12 protein-coding genes are annotated in these 15915 nt (G+C 49.8%); 1 reads left to right on the top strand and 11 read right to left on the bottom strand.

Annotation, left to right across the window (positions count from 1 at the left end):
- Positions 1–21: 21 nt before the first annotated feature.
- Positions 22–978 (bottom strand): F510_1955 family glycosylhydrolase, encoded by a 957-nt coding sequence (locus tag AC4EHJ_RS11235; protein WP_490975711.1) that lies wholly within the window; start codon positions 976–978, stop codon positions 22–24.
- 138 nt (positions 979–1116) lie between these two features.
- Here AC4EHJ_RS11235 and AC4EHJ_RS11230 point away from each other — a divergent pair, with 138 nt between their 5' ends.
- Positions 1117–1695, top strand: coding sequence for a YdhK family protein (locus AC4EHJ_RS11230; protein ID WP_490975710.1), 579 nt, complete (start codon positions 1117–1119; stop codon positions 1693–1695).
- Between the two features lie 85 nt (positions 1696–1780).
- On the opposite strand, the gene AC4EHJ_RS11225 is transcribed toward AC4EHJ_RS11230, so the two are convergent.
- The 10 genes from AC4EHJ_RS11225 to AC4EHJ_RS11180 form a co-directional block, all read right to left on the bottom strand.
- A complete protein-coding gene (locus AC4EHJ_RS11225; protein WP_490975709.1) occupies positions 1781–2515 on the bottom strand; it encodes an SIS domain-containing protein in 735 nt (244 codons plus the stop codon).
- Positions 2516–2558: 43 nt separating this feature from the next.
- Positions 2559–3281, bottom strand: coding sequence for a GntR family transcriptional regulator (locus tag AC4EHJ_RS11220; protein WP_490976016.1), 723 nt, complete (start codon positions 3279–3281; stop codon positions 2559–2561).
- A gap of 5 nt (positions 3282–3286) precedes the next feature.
- Entirely contained in the window at positions 3287–4027 is a 741-nt protein-coding gene (nagB, locus tag AC4EHJ_RS11215) for a glucosamine-6-phosphate deaminase (RefSeq protein ID WP_490975708.1), read from the bottom strand.
- Entirely contained in the window at positions 4024–5193 is a 1170-nt protein-coding gene (gene nagA / locus AC4EHJ_RS11210; RefSeq protein ID WP_490975707.1) for an N-acetylglucosamine-6-phosphate deacetylase, read from the bottom strand. The genes nagB and nagA overlap by 4 nt, the downstream gene beginning before the upstream one ends.
- 63 nt (positions 5194–5256) lie before the next feature.
- The gene (nagE, locus tag AC4EHJ_RS11205; RefSeq protein WP_490975706.1) at positions 5257–7164 is read right to left on the bottom strand and encodes an N-acetylglucosamine-specific PTS transporter subunit IIBC; all 1908 of its coding nucleotides are present in this window, start codon (positions 7162–7164) and stop codon (positions 5257–5259) included.
- Positions 7165–7859: 695 nt separating this feature from the next.
- A complete protein-coding gene (locus tag AC4EHJ_RS11200; RefSeq protein ID WP_490975705.1) occupies positions 7860–9116 on the bottom strand; it encodes an exo-beta-N-acetylmuramidase NamZ family protein in 1257 nt (418 codons plus the stop codon).
- 20 nt (positions 9117–9136) lie between these two features.
- Positions 9137–11242: a glycoside hydrolase family 3 N-terminal domain-containing protein gene (locus AC4EHJ_RS11195; RefSeq protein WP_490975704.1), complete on the bottom strand. Its 2106-nt coding sequence runs from the start codon at positions 11240–11242 to the stop codon at positions 9137–9139.
- Between the two features lie 18 nt (positions 11243–11260).
- Complete coding sequence (locus AC4EHJ_RS11190; protein ID WP_490975703.1) at positions 11261–12898, bottom strand: serine hydrolase domain-containing protein; 1638 nt, start codon at positions 12896–12898, stop codon at positions 11261–11263.
- A 207-nt stretch (positions 12899–13105) separates the two neighbouring features.
- Complete coding sequence (locus tag AC4EHJ_RS11185) at positions 13106–14173, bottom strand: DUF871 domain-containing protein (RefSeq protein WP_490975702.1); 1068 nt, start codon at positions 14171–14173, stop codon at positions 13106–13108.
- Positions 14174–14532: 359 nt separating this feature from the next.
- Positions 14533–15912: a PTS transporter subunit EIIC gene (locus AC4EHJ_RS11180; protein ID WP_490975701.1), complete on the bottom strand. Its 1380-nt coding sequence runs from the start codon at positions 15910–15912 to the stop codon at positions 14533–14535.
- Positions 15913–15915: the final 3 nt, after the last annotated feature.

Genomic DNA, 15915 nt, shown 5'->3' with positions numbered 1-15915 from the left:
GCAAACGCGTTGCCAGCGTCGTCATCGCACTTCGCCGTTTTCCAAGATTTGCGTCCAGTCTTCACCTTTGTTTCCTAAGAGGAAAGCCTGCCCTTTGACTGTGTAAATCGCCAATTCATCCGGTTTCTGGGCTAGATAAAGAACGCCGTCTTCAGGCAGCTCTGGCAACGCCAAAGTTTTTTCATCGCCGGTTTCAAGTGTGTATTCCACGAGCTCTGACGCCGTTTCATAGCTTGCGTAATACAGCGCGTCTTCGCTGAACGTAAGCGCTGTACCAAATTGGCCGTCGCTTGTCAGTACTTTGAACGAATCGCCGCCATCCTCGGATAGATAAACGCCGGTTGATGTCGCCGCGGCGATGATTTGTGAATCGTCCGGGTGCATCGCCAAATAGGAAATTTCACCTTCAAGCCCTTCTACAGCCGCTTCATTCCAGTTTTCGCCTTCGTTTTCACTGCGGAAAAAGCCTGCTCCCATTTTGGAATTCGGCTGTGGGTTCATGACAAACATGTGGTGGCTTCGGTAGCCCACCGCCATGGCGTGGAAATCGGTCTCGCCTTCAAAGCCCATGTGTTCGAGTGAACGGCCGCCGTCCATGCTGCGTTGGATGCCGATCGGATTCATCATGCCGGAGCCTTGGCCCGGATGGCCGGATGTGTAAAACCCGAGGTCCACCGCGTTAAAGCCCATATAATCGTTGTGCATGCCATCCGTTTCAAGCCATTCGCCGCCGCGGTAGATTTTCAGCCCTTCGTGCGACGCAAAATACAACCCGTCGCCTTCAATATAGCCCATGCCGTGAACGTGCTCCAAAATGCCTTCAAAATCCACTTCGAAATCGCCTGCTTCCAGGCTCTCTTGTGTTGCCTCTTGCTTTGCTGCATCCTCTTCCGGTGCAGGTTCCGTTTCGTTTTCAGCCCCGCATCCGGCAGCGAGCAAAGCCGCTAACGATACAGCGATCCATAATTTATTGTTCAAGTGAATTGCCACCTTTCTTTATTCTGCTCCTTCTATTATAGCGGAAAACTCACGATTTTTTGTGCAGACGATTCTGCACAAATTCTGCATAAGCGATGGGTATAGTGAAAGTACACTAACAACGAGAGAGGGATTTCCATGATAAAAAACAAGTTTCAGATCACCATTTTGTCTGCCGTTGCGGCGTTCACACTCGCGGCGTGCGGAGATTCAGATGAACCTCAAATGACGCAGGAAACCGAGCAGCCAGCGACAGAAGAAAGCGGCGGCGGCGACCATAGCGGCATGGACCATTCCGGTTCCGGCGACATTCCGATGGGCCTAGAAGAAGCAGCCGATCCAATGTATCCGAAAGGCAGCACCGCTACTATCACGGCTGGCCATATGGAGGGCATGGAAGGCAGTGAAGCGACGATTGTCGGCGCATTTGATACCACTGTCTATGCCATAACGTACACACCTGAAACCGGCGGCGAACCTGTCGAGGACCATAAATGGGTCATTCACGAAGAGCTTGAAGATGCCGGCAATGAACCGCTTGCTGCAGGAGATGAAGCGGTTGTCATTGCCGACCATATGGAAGGCATGGACGGCGCAACCGCCACAATCGACACTGCCGAGGAAACGACGGTCTACATGGTCGATTTCACTACCGCTGACGGCGAAGAAGTCATGAATCATAAATGGCTGACTGAAAGCGAATTGTCTGCCGAATAATACCTTATTTTTCAAAACAAAAACACCTTTGACGCCAGCGCTGATTTAAAGCGCAGGGTTCTGAAGGTGTTTTTTATCATGCAGATTACGATAATGCCGGTATCCGTTCGCGGTATTTTTCAATCAGCTCATTATTGTGGCTGTCGGCCCCGTCAATGTTGCCGCTGAGAAAGACGGGAGGCTCGAAGCCGTTGTCGGCCATCACTTGAATGGCTTCAGCGAAGATGGCGTTTAATATGGCGGCCCCCACCACTGTCGATGTTGGCCCAAAAGGCACTTTGACGTTTTCTACGCTTAGGACGGCATCGCCCGCCACGGCATGGTTGTCGATGACGAGGTCCACTGAGTCATGCAAATGCTTGCCGCCCGAGTGTCTCGATGGCTGGCTGTTTGCATAAGCGATTGACGTCAGACCGATTACTGTGGCTCCCTTGCTGCGAGCGGCAAGCGCAAAATCAATCGGTACCGGATTTCGCCCGGAAGTGGATAAAACAAATACCACATCCTCCGGCCGGAAGTCCTGCTGTTTGAGCAACTCTGCTGCATACCCGTTTTTACGCTCCAGTCCAGAAGAACGGACTGCGCCTTCATGCAGCATCAGCGGTTCGATCAAAATCGGTTTGACCGGCACGAGGCCGCCAGCCCGATAAAAAACTTCTTCCGTCAGGATATGCGAATGGCCGCAGCCAAACAGCTGAACGATTCCGCCGTTTTGGATCGCTTCCGCTACTTTACGAGCTGCTTGCAGCATCACCTCTTTTTCCTGATTTTCAACGAGCTGCAGCATTTCGTGCACTTTATCAAAATACATTGCCAACATGAGCAAAACTCCTTCGCCACTAGCCATTAGTTAATTCTTATTTTCAGCGCTGAATTTCGGTAATGAATTTATAGCGGTCGGCGCGATACATGCTGCGGACCACTTCAAAAGGGAGACCATTCGATAAATAAGATACCCGCTCAATCATCAGGATCGGCGCAGGCATGCCAATTTCAAGCAAAGCCGCTTCTTCTTTCTTCACGAGCGAAGCTTCCATCCGCTGGGAAGCATGGCTGATCGCCAGCCCTTGCTCTTGTTCGATCAAAGAGTAAAGCGAACCGGCCAATTCCTGCTCGCTTAAATTCGGGAACAAATTCACGGGCAGATAAGTTCTTTCAAGTGCCATCGGCTTGTCGTTGGCGTAGCGGATGCGTTCGACCGTGAACACTTCGCCGCCACTAGCCAACTGAAGTTCGTTCGCTACATCCAGCTCTGGCAGCCCTCTGCTGAAATTAATGATTTTATTGCTCGGGACCAACCCCCGCGCTTTCATGTCTTCAGTGAAACTCGTCAAGCCGGTCAACGGCTGTTCCACTTTCGGCGACGCGACAAACGTGCCGCGCCCTTTTTCCCGGTGCAGCAGGCCCTCATTCACCAAATTGGTGATCGACTGGCGCACCGTCATGCGGCTGACTCCGAAAAATTCTGTCAGATCGCGTTCAGATGGAATCGCTGTCCCGACCGGAAATTCGCCGCCATTGATGCGCTGCTTTAACGCTGCTTCTATTTGGACATACATCGGTACGTGTGATTGTTTGTCTAACACCGTGTTCACTGCCTTTCCTTTTCTGCCAATTGGTAGGCATCCCGGTCAACAATAAGGGTAACATCGTCGTGCTTCCATAAGAAAGATGCTGGAAAATCCTCATTTGGCTGTTTTTCCAGCAGCCTTTTGACCGCTTCGCCTTTCTTTTTGCCGGAAGCTAATAAAAGGATTTTATCGCTTTTCAAGATCGAAGCGATTCCCATTGTAATGGCATGGGTCGGAACTTCTTCCAACGAGCCAAAAAAACGTGAGTTGTTGTTCCGCGTTGACTCGTCCAGTTCCACGCAATGCGTCAAACTGTCTTCTGGCGTCCCCGGTTCATTGAATCCGATATGGCCGTTCGTTCCCAAGCCTAGAATTTGCAAATGAATTGGGCCTAACCGATCGATGAGCGCTTCGTAGCGCCGGCATTCCTCTTCTATTGAAGAAGCCTGCCCGTCCGGCAGATAGGTGTGGCGCATCTCGATATCCAGGTTGTTGAATAAATTATCGTTCATGAACTTGTGGTAACTGTTGGGGTGGCTGCGGTTCAGCCCCCGGTACTCATCCAGATTAATGGTTTTCGCTTGTTTATAGGAAATCTTGCGCTGCTGAACCCCTTCTACCAGTTTGCGGTAGAGGCCAAGAGGTGTAGAACCGGTTGCGAGCCCTAGGACCGAACTGGGATTCCGCTTAATCTGCCCTTCCAGGATGTCGGCTGCACGGCTGCTCATTTCATCGTAGTCCTCAACAATTTCAACTTTCAAATGAGTCCCTCCTTCGCATAAGCGATTGTGCCGCGGCAGATGGTCAGCTGAACGTCCAAGTTTTCATCGAGGACGACAAGATCTGCATCTTTCCCTGCTGCGATGCTGCCTTTTTGGGACAAGCCCAGTTCTTTTGCGGCATTCGCAGAAGTCATTGCCACCAACTCGCTGATCGTGCAATTGGTGCAAGAGTGGACATTTTTCAAAGATGCATCCATCGTCAAAATGCTGCCGGCCAGCGCACCGCTTTTCAAGCGCGCATCCGTTTCGGTAACGATGACGTCTTGCCCGGCTAATTCATATGTGCCAGGCTCGAGCCCTTTTGCCCGCATCGCGTCTGTGATCAACACGAGGCGCTCCGCCCCCTTTTGGCGATAAGCCAATTCAATCGACTTCGGATGGCTGTGGATGAAGTCCACTATGATTTCGGCGGTTAATCGGTCCTCCAGCAATGCCGTTCCGACAACTCCTGGGTCCCGGTGATGGAACGCGCTCATCTGGTTGTAAAGATGGGTCACTCGACTCGCACCTGCTTGGAGCGCTTGCTGCATTTCCAGCCAAGTGCCGTCTGAATGGCCAATCGATGCCAAAACTCCATCCGCAGTCAGCATTTTAATAAATTCAAAACCGCCTTCCATTTCCGGAGCAAGCGTTACCAGTTTGATGCGTCCGCCGCTCAATTCTTGCCATTTCAAAAATAGGGCTGACGATGGCGCAATGATGTGCTCTAGTGGTTGAGCTCCAGGTTGCTTTGTAGAGATAAATGGCCCTTCAAGATGGACGCCCAGCATCTCAGCTTGAGCATCGCCTGCCTGAAATCGGCTGGCATTTTGCAGAGCCGCTGAAATCGCCTCATCGGATTGTGTCATCGTCGTCGCCAAAAAGCTTGTCGTTCCTTCTTTCGGCAGTGCTTCCGCTATCCCGCTGAGCGCTTCTGGCGTAGCGTCCATGACGTCAAAACCCGCAGCCCCATGGATATGGACGTCGATAAATCCTGGAACCAATGTCCAATTCTTTCCGGCTGCATCGATATGGACATCGGCAGCTTTCGATATTGATGGTGCTGTTTCTGTTATTTTTCCATTCTCCAGAAAAACGTCGCCAACGAAACTGTTGTTCACTGAATCCGCGATGGTGATGGTAGAAATCAAGATGGTTTTCTTCATCAATAGCACTCCTTACGAAAAACCAGGAAAGTCACGGATGAATTTCCTGGTTTTATAATATCATTATTGAATTTTCAAGATGGAAACTGTCCCTTGGTCTTGCTGACCTTTTTTCAGCATTTCCAATTCTTGTCCCGTTAAGTTCGTGAAGATGATCGGCGTTACAACCGAAGGTGCATTCGCTTCAAGATATGCAAGGTCGAGTTTCAACAACGCATCGCCGCGCTGGACAAGCTGCCCTTGTTCAACAACTGCTTCAAAGCCTTCCCCGTTCAATTTCACGGTATCAAGGCCAACATGGATCAAGATTTCGATTCCCGTGTCCGTTTCAATCCCAATCGCGTGTTTTGACGGGAATAACGTGACTACGCGCCCATCAACCGGCGAATGGAGTGTGCCGCCGGACGGTATGATACCGAAGCCTGGCCCCATCATTTCTTTTGCAAACACTTCATCCGGCACTTCAGAAAGTTCAATGATTTCTCCGTCAATCGGCATCTCGAAATCTTCTGTGCGGAGTTCTTTCACTAGTTCAGGCGCTGCTGCCATTTCTTCAACGGGCATATCCAAGCTTTCAGGTGTCGGGTTGCCATTTGCCAAACGCTTCTGCATCGCGTCCGCCAAAAATTCAACAGCTGTCCCGATGACCACTTGTACATTTGTTTTATTGATTTTCATCAAGCCCATCGCACCGTTGCGCTTCAAATCTTTCTCGCTTACTTTGTCTGCATCTTTAACTGTAAGGCGAAGGCGCGTCGTACAATAATCGACAGCTGTAATATTGCCACTGCCCCCGAGCGCTTCAATGGTATGGTACGCGCGGATATCATTGCTCCGGTTGCCTGTATCGGCATTTCCATTTTCCGCGTCTTCATCTTCGCGGCCCGGTGTTTTAAGATCCAGTTTGATGATCAGGAAATAAAAGATTCCGAAGTAAATCGCGCCTGTTCCGGCGCCCATTACCAATAGCATCAACGGATTTTGGGCCAGCCCGAAGTTCAGGACATAATCGATGGCACCGGCCGAAAATCCGAAACCGTGATGGATATCAAGTGCATAAGCCACCATCATCGATACCCCAGTTAACATGGCGTGGACAATGTACAATATCGGTGATAAGAACATGAATGAGAATTCGATAGGTTCCGTAATTCCTGTCAAGAAAGAAGTAAAGGCGATACTGAACAGCATCCCGCCGACGATTGCTTTGCGCTCTTTTTTAGCCGTGGCATAAATCGCCAGGCACGCTGCCGGAAGCCCGAACATCATGATTGGGAAGAATCCAGAAAGGAAAGGCCCCGCTGTTGGATCCCCTTTTAAGAAGCGGTTGATTTCGCCGCGCACAACTTCTCCGTTGGCGTCAGTGAAAGTACCGAAGTCGAACCAGACAATCGTGTTGATGACATGGTGCAAACCTGTAGGCAACAACAAACGGTTCAAGAAGCCGTAAGCCCCTACACCGAACATGCCGGCATTTAAAATCCAATCGCCTGCGCCGTCGATCATTCCCTGTATCGGCGGCCATGCGTAGCCGAATAGGCCAGCTAAAACAGTCATTGCAGCCGCGGTGACAATCGGCACGAAGCGCCTGCCGCCAAAGAAAGCCAGCCATGCCGGAAATTTCACATCGTAGAATTTATTGTATAATAGCCCGCCGACAATCCCCGAAAGAATTCCGGCAAAAACACCCATATTGATCGATTCATTGATCGTTACAATGGCTGATGTCAATACTAGATAAGCGATCGCACCCGCAAGCGCTGCGCCGCCGTTACTGTCATGGGCAAGCCCGAAAGCGATGCCGATTGCAAAAATGATGGCAAGGTTATCAATGATTCCGGCACCAGCTGCCGACAAGAACGGAATGCCGAGCAAGTCATCTTGGCCAAACCGCAAAAGCAAAGCTGCTGCTGGCAATGTAGCGATTGGGAACATCAACGATTTCCCGATTTTCTGCAGAAAATTGAACAAATGGATCCACCTCTTCTTCTTTAGTCTTAATTTTACTATAGAGATAATGTGTATAGATGTCTATACCAATTTTATTATTTATCAGATAAATGCACGCGCTTTCATTTATGTTTTTATAAGTTGGATAAAAGATTTTTAATGTCGATATTCCGCTAAAACAGCTACGCTTGCCGCGGGCGAGCGTAGCTGTTTTGCGGAATATCGAGAAATATCTTAGTGAAGGTGCGCCTAGCCCAAAGCGTCCGAAGCGGTGTATAAAGGTTAACGATCATTAATTTGCCTTTAACATGACGAAGCAATTCGTTGACATGACGAACAGAGAAATCAACAAGCACTAGCCGACTTTTAACATGAACTGTTGGAGTTTAACCGGTACTAACTGCAAAGCGTCTCACCAAGATCCAAGTTCAAGAGCTTAAATGGAAAAGCCGTTCGCTCCAGCGAACGGCTCCTTCTCAAGCACTGGCGCATTTCGCCTTGGCGAAATGCAACCATCTGTTGGTTTGTGGCGGCAGGTTCACCTGTTAACATGAACTAAATCGCAGTTAACATGAAGTCCGGGAGATTCAACCTGAACTAGCCAGCCGTCAACTTACACTGTTCGGAAATTAACCGGCACTAGCCAAATTTCACATCCCACCATACATCCTATCAATCAAAAAGCTACAGACTTTATGCCTGCAGCTCCTCTCTCATTAATAAAGCAAATAATTCTTTCTCACTTCCTGGAACTCTTTCAACTCACCGCTCCAACGCTGTTTCATTTCTTCGACAGACATGCCGTCTTTGATGCCTTGGCTGATCCAGCTGTTGCCGATCAAGTTGTTGAAGAACGGCGTCAAGGTCACTTGCCCCGGATACAGATCGTAAATGGTTTTAACGATGTGAAGCCCGGTCTCAACCGGTAAGTATGCGTCCCGGTCGGTGATGTGGACTTGGATGCCGTGCGACAGCTTGCCGCTATGTTTCGAGAATGCCGGCGTGAAAGATGCCGCCCGGAAAGTGACGCCCTGCAATTCCAAAGCGTTCAGTTCTTTTGCGAGTTCGGTGCTGTTGATGAACGGTGCACCGATGAATTCGAACGGTTTGGTCGTGCCTCTACCTTCTGACACATTCGTCCCTTCAATCAATGCCGTACCCGGATAAGCGAGCGCAGTGTCGAGTGTTGGCATGTTCGGTGAAGGCGCAACGAATTCCATGCCGGTTTCATCGTAGAACTCATTGCGTTCCCAGCCTTTCATCTCGACCACCGTCAAGTCAGCGTGGATATCGAATTCTTCATTGAACAATTCAGCGAGTTCGCCGACGGTCATGCCGTGGCGCAGCGGAATGGCGTACTGGCCGACAAATGAAGCAAATTCCGGATCAAGCACCGGCCCTTCCACTTTGATGCCGCCAAGTGGATTCGGGCGGTCGAGCACGATAAACGGAATGCCTTTTTCTTTAGCGGCTTCCATTGCAAGGGCCATGGTATAGATGTACGTGTAGAAACGCGTGCCGACGTCCTGGATATCAAACAGCAGCACGTCGACGCCTTCCAGCATTTCCTGTGTTGGTTTCCGGGTAGAGCCGTAAAGGCTGTAAACCGGAAGACCGGTCACTTCATCGATATAATAATTCACGTATTGTCCGGCCTGCGCATCTCCCCGGACACCGTGTTCCGGCCCGTACAGCGCAGTCAATTCAACTTCCGGGTCATTGTGGAGCAGGTCCACGATGCTGTTCAGTTCCTGGTCTACACCTGTCGGATTGGTGATCAATCCGACCTTTTTCCCTTCAATCAGGTGTTTCTGGTCTTCCAGCAAAACTTCCACCCCAATGGCGAATGGTTCTTTTTTGCCTTTGCCGCGGTCTTTCGATTTGCCGTTTCCGTTGTCATGATTGGCGAATGCAATTGAAAGTGAAGATAAAACCAGCATAGCGGTCAATAAAAATACGATCCACTTTTTCAATGTCATCTCTCCTTGTCATTTTAGTAAGTTAAACCATGTCCATACTCATACAATAAGCCGCCTGTAAGATCTGGAATGGATACTGGCAATTTGCCGGTTGGCGAAAGTTCACCTAAAATGCTCGATGCCATCGCTTCGTAACTTGCAGTGCGGAAACTGTATTGTGCCAAGTACGCATCCACTTCCGGATACGCCATCACGTCATACGGGTTTTGAATGCCAACTGCAATAACTGGCGCATCGGTTGCAGCGATTATCTGATTGGCCATCTTCATTTGCCCGCTGTTCGGGGAGCGCTGCGAAACGGTTGAAGTCCGTGTACCGATAATGACTGCTTTCGCCGCTTGGACTTGTGCGAGTTCCTGTTCTGTCAGCAGGGTGTCTTTTTTGATCCACACGGTATTTTCGTGGCGTGCTTTTAATCCGGCATACAGCTCATCCGAATAAACGTTTCCGACAACCACAAGCGCATCTTGCGGATTCGGAGCAAGCGGCAGGACGCCTTCATTTTTCACGAGCGTAATTGATTTTTCAGAAGCTTCGCGCTCTGTTTGCCGATGTTCTTCCGAACCAACAACTTCGAGGGCATTAGCTACTTTTTCTTCCAATGGCTTCGGCGTTTCTTCTTTCACGATTCTACGCTTCAGTTTCAGAGCAAGGATGCGTTTCGCTGAAGCTTCAATTCGTTCTCCGGAAATTTCACCCGACCGCACCGCTTCGTACAAACCGTTTGCGACGCTTTCAAGTCCGACCGGCATCAAGACGATGTCGCTTCCAGCGTTGACCGCACGGATCACGGCATCAACCGGTCCGAAATGGTCGGCAATTGCTTGCATGTTCAAAGCATCTGTTAAAATGACGCCATCATAACCCATTTCTTCCCGCATTAATTCCGTCAAAACTTTATGTGACAACGTTGCGGGCAACGTGATTTCACTGCCGTCTTTTTTCGAAATGACTTTTGTGCCATCCACTTTCGGGAAGGTCACATGTGCGGTCATAATGGCGTCGATGCCTGCATCCATCGCTTTTTGGAAAGGATACAATTCGACTGCCTTCAGCCTTTCCAAATCATATGGCACTTCCGGCAAGCCGATATGGGAATCTGTTGCTGTATCGCCATGCCCCGGGAAATGCTTCGCCGTCGCAGCTGTGCCGGACGCTTGAAGCCCTTTTGTATACGCGACACCTAGTTCTGCCACAAGTTCAGGCTTTTCTCCGAATGAACGGACACCGATGACCGGGTTGTCCGGATTGTTGTTGATGTCAAACGATGGCGCAAAGTTCATGTTGATGCCAAGTGCAGCAAGCTCTTCGCCGATCGCGTTCCCAACGTTTTCCGTGATTTCCGGCGAACGGGTCGCCCCTAATGCCATGCTGCCCGGCATATCCGTTCCGGATTGAAGGCGGGTTACGATGCCGCCTTCTTGGTCAATCGTCATCAGGAGGCCGTATTTTTCGGCAGCTTCCTGGTAGTCCGCAACCAATTCTGTCGTCTGTTCAGTCGTTACAACGTTTTCCCGAAACAGGATAACGCCGCCCAGATGGTATTGCTTAACAAGCCTTTCGATTTCCGGAAGCATTGCGGTGACGTTCTTGCCATTCCAGTTTCTAAAGTCAGGCATCAGCATCTGGCCGACTTTTTCTTCCATCGACATGCCTGCCACCGCTTTTTCGATCAAGTTATAGCGGTCGCCTTCCCCTTTGATCACCGCTGTTTTCACAGGCGGTTTTCCTTTGGCTGTTTTGGCTGCCGGATCCGGCTTTACCTGCACAGCAATTTCATCCGTAAAACTGCCGTCGTTTACCGTGATGAACGTTTTCCCGGGTTTCCCGAGCACCGTTACCGTTCCTTCGCTATCTACTGAAGCCACTGATTTATTGGTGGAGCTCCACTCCAAATTTTCTGAAGCCCCTGAGAAATGACCGTCTTCATAGACGTGCAACGCTTTTAGCGTGAATTCCCCACTTGCGCCGTCCACTTCCACTTCAGGCACATTTTGCATAATAATCAAATCAGCAGCTGCCGATTGCGCTTTTGCCGCTCCTGCGCCTGTTGCCAGTGAAGAAATTACCAAAACGGCGATCAATAGCGGCAAAACTAGAAATTTACGAAATTCTGTCATGTTCCATCCCCCTTTAACTTAATTGCTGCGTTCGGTCCAATCGTTTCCAGCTGGCTGCGGTTGTACTTCAATGCCATCAACTTGGATATTTTCAACATACCAGCCGCGCCCGTTGACCGATCCATCTGTCTGGTAGCGGAAGCGGATGTGCGTGGTATTTGCCGGCAATTCAAGTTCGGTGTTTTCCCAGCCTTCGCTGTCCCCTGTGAGAGGTTCTGCCACTTGGTTCCAGTTCACCCCGTCGTTCGATGCTTCAATAAAACCGAAATCCGAGTTCGCTTCCAGGCGGTGCCAAGTATCAAAAGACACCGTTGATGCGCCTTCAGGAACGGCAATTTGCATTTCATTGTTCAATTTATCGCCGTAGCCCGCAAACCAGGCTTCTGAATGTTTGGAAATCGGAGCCGGTATCGCGTCCGCAACTGCTCTTGCAAAATCTCTGCGGATGAAGTTTGTGGAAATGGTGGTTCTCGACGGGTGCACCCGGTTGGTCAGCAAAATGGCGATCGTGTTGTTTTTCCGGTTGATGACAATGCTGGTCCCCGTATAGCCTGTATGGCCGAATGCCGATGAATCAGCAAGCGCGTCCATGTACCAGCCTTGGTTCAATTCCCAGCCAAGCCCGTGGTCATTTCCAGGGAACTCCGGAATCTGGTTGGTTTCCAGCAAACGGACCGTTTCAGCTTCCAAAATCCGTTTCCCGCCATACTTCCCGTTGTTCAAAAACATATGGGCGAACTTCGCCAGATCAGAGGCTGTTGAAAAGACACCGGCATGCCCTGCAACTCCGTCCAACGACCAGGCATTTTCATCGTGCACTTCGCCCCATACCATGCCGCGTCCAAGCGCTGGTTGGTATTCTGTCGCTGCAATGCGATTTTTCAATGATGCCGGCGGGTTGTACATCGTGTCTTTCATGCCGATCGGCTCGGTAATTTCTTCTTTTACAAATTCGTCAAGGCGATTGCCTGAAAACTTCTCGATCAGCGCGCCGAGTGTAATCAAGTTCAAGTCGCTATAGGTATATTTGGTGCCAGGGGTATTGGCGAGCGGGTGGCGCAGCGCGTACTCGATGCGGTCTTCCCGGTTTTCCCCTTGCTGATACAGCGGCACCCAGGCAATGAAACCTGAAGTATGCGTCATGAGTTGGCGGATGGTGACCCCTTCTTTACCGTTTTCAGCAAATTGCGGAAGGTGCATCGCCACTGGGTCGTCCAGTTGGAAATGCCCTTTTTCGTAAAGTTTCATCGCGGCTGTGGTCGTAAAGATTTTGCTGATGGAAGCCAAATCGAAAATCGTATCTTTTTTCATTTCAACCGGATTGTCCACCAGAGTCCCTTCGCCATCTGCATACAAAGATGCAAAGCCGTAAGCATCGTGCTTGGCGATATGTCCGTTTCTTGCGACAAATGCAACAGCACCCGGCATCGACTTAGCCGTTAAAGCGCTTTCAACTTTATTATCGAAGCGGTCCAGCGGTTCTTGAATCATTCCCGCCCCTTTCATGGAGCCAGGGTGGAGCACGGGTGCCATGGGGCCAGGCTGATCCCATTGCTTAGGTGATTCAGCAAGGGCCGGTGAAGCCAGAGGCGAAGTCAATACAAGCGAACAAATCAAGGCGGATGACAGAACTTTCATGTTCATATTCTTTTTCATTTGTTTCCTCCTAGTTTCTTTAATTTGTATTTTTTTCCCTTTACCACCTAATATTATCTGACAATTCACACGTTTCCCATGCCCCAATAGCGCTGTCTTTAGGAGTGATTTTTCGTTTCCCGAAATTTTCATGCGTTACATCTGCTCATGTTCCAATTCTTGGAACACTTCTTTTGTAACAAAAATTAAAGAAATTAAAGTTCTCCTTTATACCCATACCAGTTGAAATTTAACTCCAGAATTAATATGTTCAAGCAACGCTAAGTCTTCCCGGCAGACCCTACCGATTACATTGACTTTGTCATCGGCTGGCAGATTTCTCTTTGTGATTTGCAGTTCACCCTGGTAGCGGCCATAGCGCTCATTGTCGATCGTTATGCTGCCTTTTGTTCTTTCCATGGTCCCTTCCGGATGGAGGCGATACGTTCCGAACAAACCGTATTCCCTTGATTCCATAGAGCGCACGACATCCCGCGCGGCGTCCAAACGGTTGGTCTGGACTCTGCTCGCGGTTTCCAGCACATCGCTGTTTTTCGTCAATCTCTCTGCATGCAATTGGATTACGCCTTGGTCGTAAGCTGCAAATTGCGCCAAGCTGCCTTCACTGAGCGTGATATCTCCAACCAGAATCTTATCGACCAGCCTGCTCTTTTCCAATGCTGCATACGCTGCAAGAGGCGAAACGGTGCGGTGCTCTTCTAATGTCGGCAAGCCTTCAAACAAAGGGCCCCGCCGCTTGCCATCTCCCGGAACAAACGCCATCACCGACAAACCTTCCTCCTTCAGCCAATCGTTCACCTTGAAAAATTCCTGTGTGTCCAACCCGGTTTCAGGCCGCGGATAAAAATTATGCCACGCTTCAACCGCTTCCGTCCGGAGCCCGGCAGCTTTCAGCCTGGACAACCCTTCTTTTGTCAGTGTGCTGGCATTCAAAGCGATTTTCATTTTCTTCGATAATTCAGCAATCGTCCCTTCATCGATTCCGTAATCAATCCGCAAACCGGTGACGCCCCATTCCACAAGCCCTTCCGCATTTTCCCAGGTAAACCCCAGATGCCCGAGCGACTTTGGCGAGATATCCGCCATTAATTCCATTTCGTATGTACGTGCCAGCGCACCTAATTCCCGGAGCCGTTCTTCGTAAAGGGTTGGGTCCTCTTCCGGGATGTGCAAAGAGGTGAAGATGGATGTGAAACCGAGATTCCTTACTCCTTCGATATAAGGTTCCAACTCTTTTACAGAGCCTTCCCCAAGGTATACTGATATTCCGCGCATTTTACTCTCTCCTTTTAGATAAATTAAAAAAGGGAGAACTGGTTCTCCCTTTTAACTTGGTGTGCTGTTCAGTTTTCTTTGTCTTTATCATTCGAACTTTAGAAATAACATTTTTAAAACCGCTCCGTCCGCTTTGGGCAGTGCAAAGACGATTGCTCCTGCGCAAGCTCGTCGCAAAGTATGGGCCAAATGCTGTTTGGCCCATACTTGCCTGCGGGGCAGCGTAGCGACGAGACAGCCGAGACCCCGAAGGGAGCGAAGCGACCGAGGAGGCTTGGCGCTCGCCCGCGGCAAGCCTCGCTGTTTTGCGGAATATCGATTATAGTTATTCATTAATTCAACTTACATAATACAAGTACTTAGATTCCCTCAGCCATGCGTTCTTTAAATCCGAACGTATACGTGAAGATGAAGCCGAATACGTAGGAAACGACGAGACCTAGGAAGTACCAGATGTATTTGCTGTCAGCAATCAGCGGGATCAACGAGATCCCGGATACGCCGATGCCTTGTGCAGCGGTGTGCATGACGGCTTGGAACGCTCCGCCAAAAGCGGCTCCCATACAAGCTGTGATGAACGGCCGTCCGAGCGGCAAGGTCACTCCGTATAATAACGGTTCCCCGATTCCGAGAACGCCAACTGGCAATGCGCCTTTAATGATATTGCGCAAACGCTGGTTTTTCGTTTTCATGTAGATGGCGATTGTGCCTCCGACTTGGCCGGCACCTGCCATGGCCAAAATCGGCAATAACGCTGTGCTGCCGAATGAATTCATTAATTCCAAGTGGATTGGCGTCAATCCATGGTGAAGCCCTAACATGACGAGCGGCAAGAAGAATGCAGCCAAGACGCCGCCTGCTATAACTCCGCCTGCATCCAAGGCAGAGATTAATCCGGTCGTGATGACATCCGTTAATACGCCAGCAATTGGAACGATGGCATATAACGCAAGAAAGCCGACAACCAAAATCGTGATTAATGGTGTAAAGAGAATATCAATCGAACTGTGCATGACAGAGCGCACTTTCTTTTCAACAAATGTCATTAACCAGGCAGCCAAGATGACTCCGAACAAGCCTCCGCGCCCGACAACCAGCGGTTCCCCGTAAATCACGATGTCCGCCAGCAGCGGATTGAATAAGATTCCGCCTGCAATAGCGCCAAGTACCGGTGTGCCGCCAAACTCTTTGGCTGTATTCCAGCCGACTAAAATGGCTAAGTATGCAAAGACAGTGCTTCCGAGCAGCAATAAAATCTGCATAATTGTTGTGGTTTCATCGACTCCTGCATTTTTTGCGAAGTTTGCTGTTCCGTTGATAATCCCGGAAGCGATCAAACCTGGAATCAGCGGGATGAAGATATTGCCGACTCTGCGCAAAAACAGCTTGAACGGTGTTTTGTTTTTTTGCTTCATTTTTTCCCGGTCCAATTCGGCCCTTTCGCTGAAACTCAGATCGCCTTCGTTGACTGCCGTTTCTTCCCCGATAGCCAGCCCGGTTGTACTGCTCATTTCTGCCGCTACTTTATTGACCGTGCCAGGCCCTACCACAATTTGGAGCGTATCGTCTTCGACGACCCCCATGACGCCGTCTACTCTTTTCAAGTCATTGATGTTTGCCTTGCTTTCGTCTTTCAGCGATAAACGCAGCCGTGTCATACAGTGAGCAATATTTTGGATATTCTCTTTTCCCCCGACGTTGCTGAGAATATCCTGAGCCATCTTTTGTTCTTTTTTCATACG

Source organism: Planococcus sp. TJ-301 (assembly GCF_058268475.1).
Note: the sequence above shows the minus strand (reverse complement) of the source record. Positions and strands in the feature narration are given on the sequence as shown.

Coding starts and splice junctions, on each gene's coding strand:
- AC4EHJ_RS11230 (WP_490975710.1), top strand. CDS start 1,117: ATGATAAAAAACAAGTTTCAGATCACCATTTTGTCTGCCGTTGCGGCG.
- AC4EHJ_RS11225 (WP_490975709.1), bottom strand. CDS start 2,515: ATGTTGGCAATGTATTTTGATAAAGTGCACGAAATGCTGCAGCTCGTT.
- nagA (WP_490975707.1), bottom strand. CDS start 5,193: ATGAAGAAAACCATCTTGATTTCTACCATCACCATCGCGGATTCAGTG.
- AC4EHJ_RS11195 (WP_490975704.1), bottom strand. CDS start 11,242: ATGACAGAATTTCGTAAATTTCTAGTTTTGCCGCTATTGATCGCCGTT.
- AC4EHJ_RS11190 (WP_490975703.1), bottom strand. CDS start 12,898: ATGAAAAAGAATATGAACATGAAAGTTCTGTCATCCGCCTTGATTTGT.
- AC4EHJ_RS11185 (WP_490975702.1), bottom strand. CDS start 14,173: ATGCGCGGAATATCAGTATACCTTGGGGAAGGCTCTGTAAAAGAGTTG.
- AC4EHJ_RS11180 (WP_490975701.1), bottom strand. CDS start 15,912: ATGAAAAAAGAACAAAAGATGGCTCAGGATATTCTCAGCAACGTCGGG.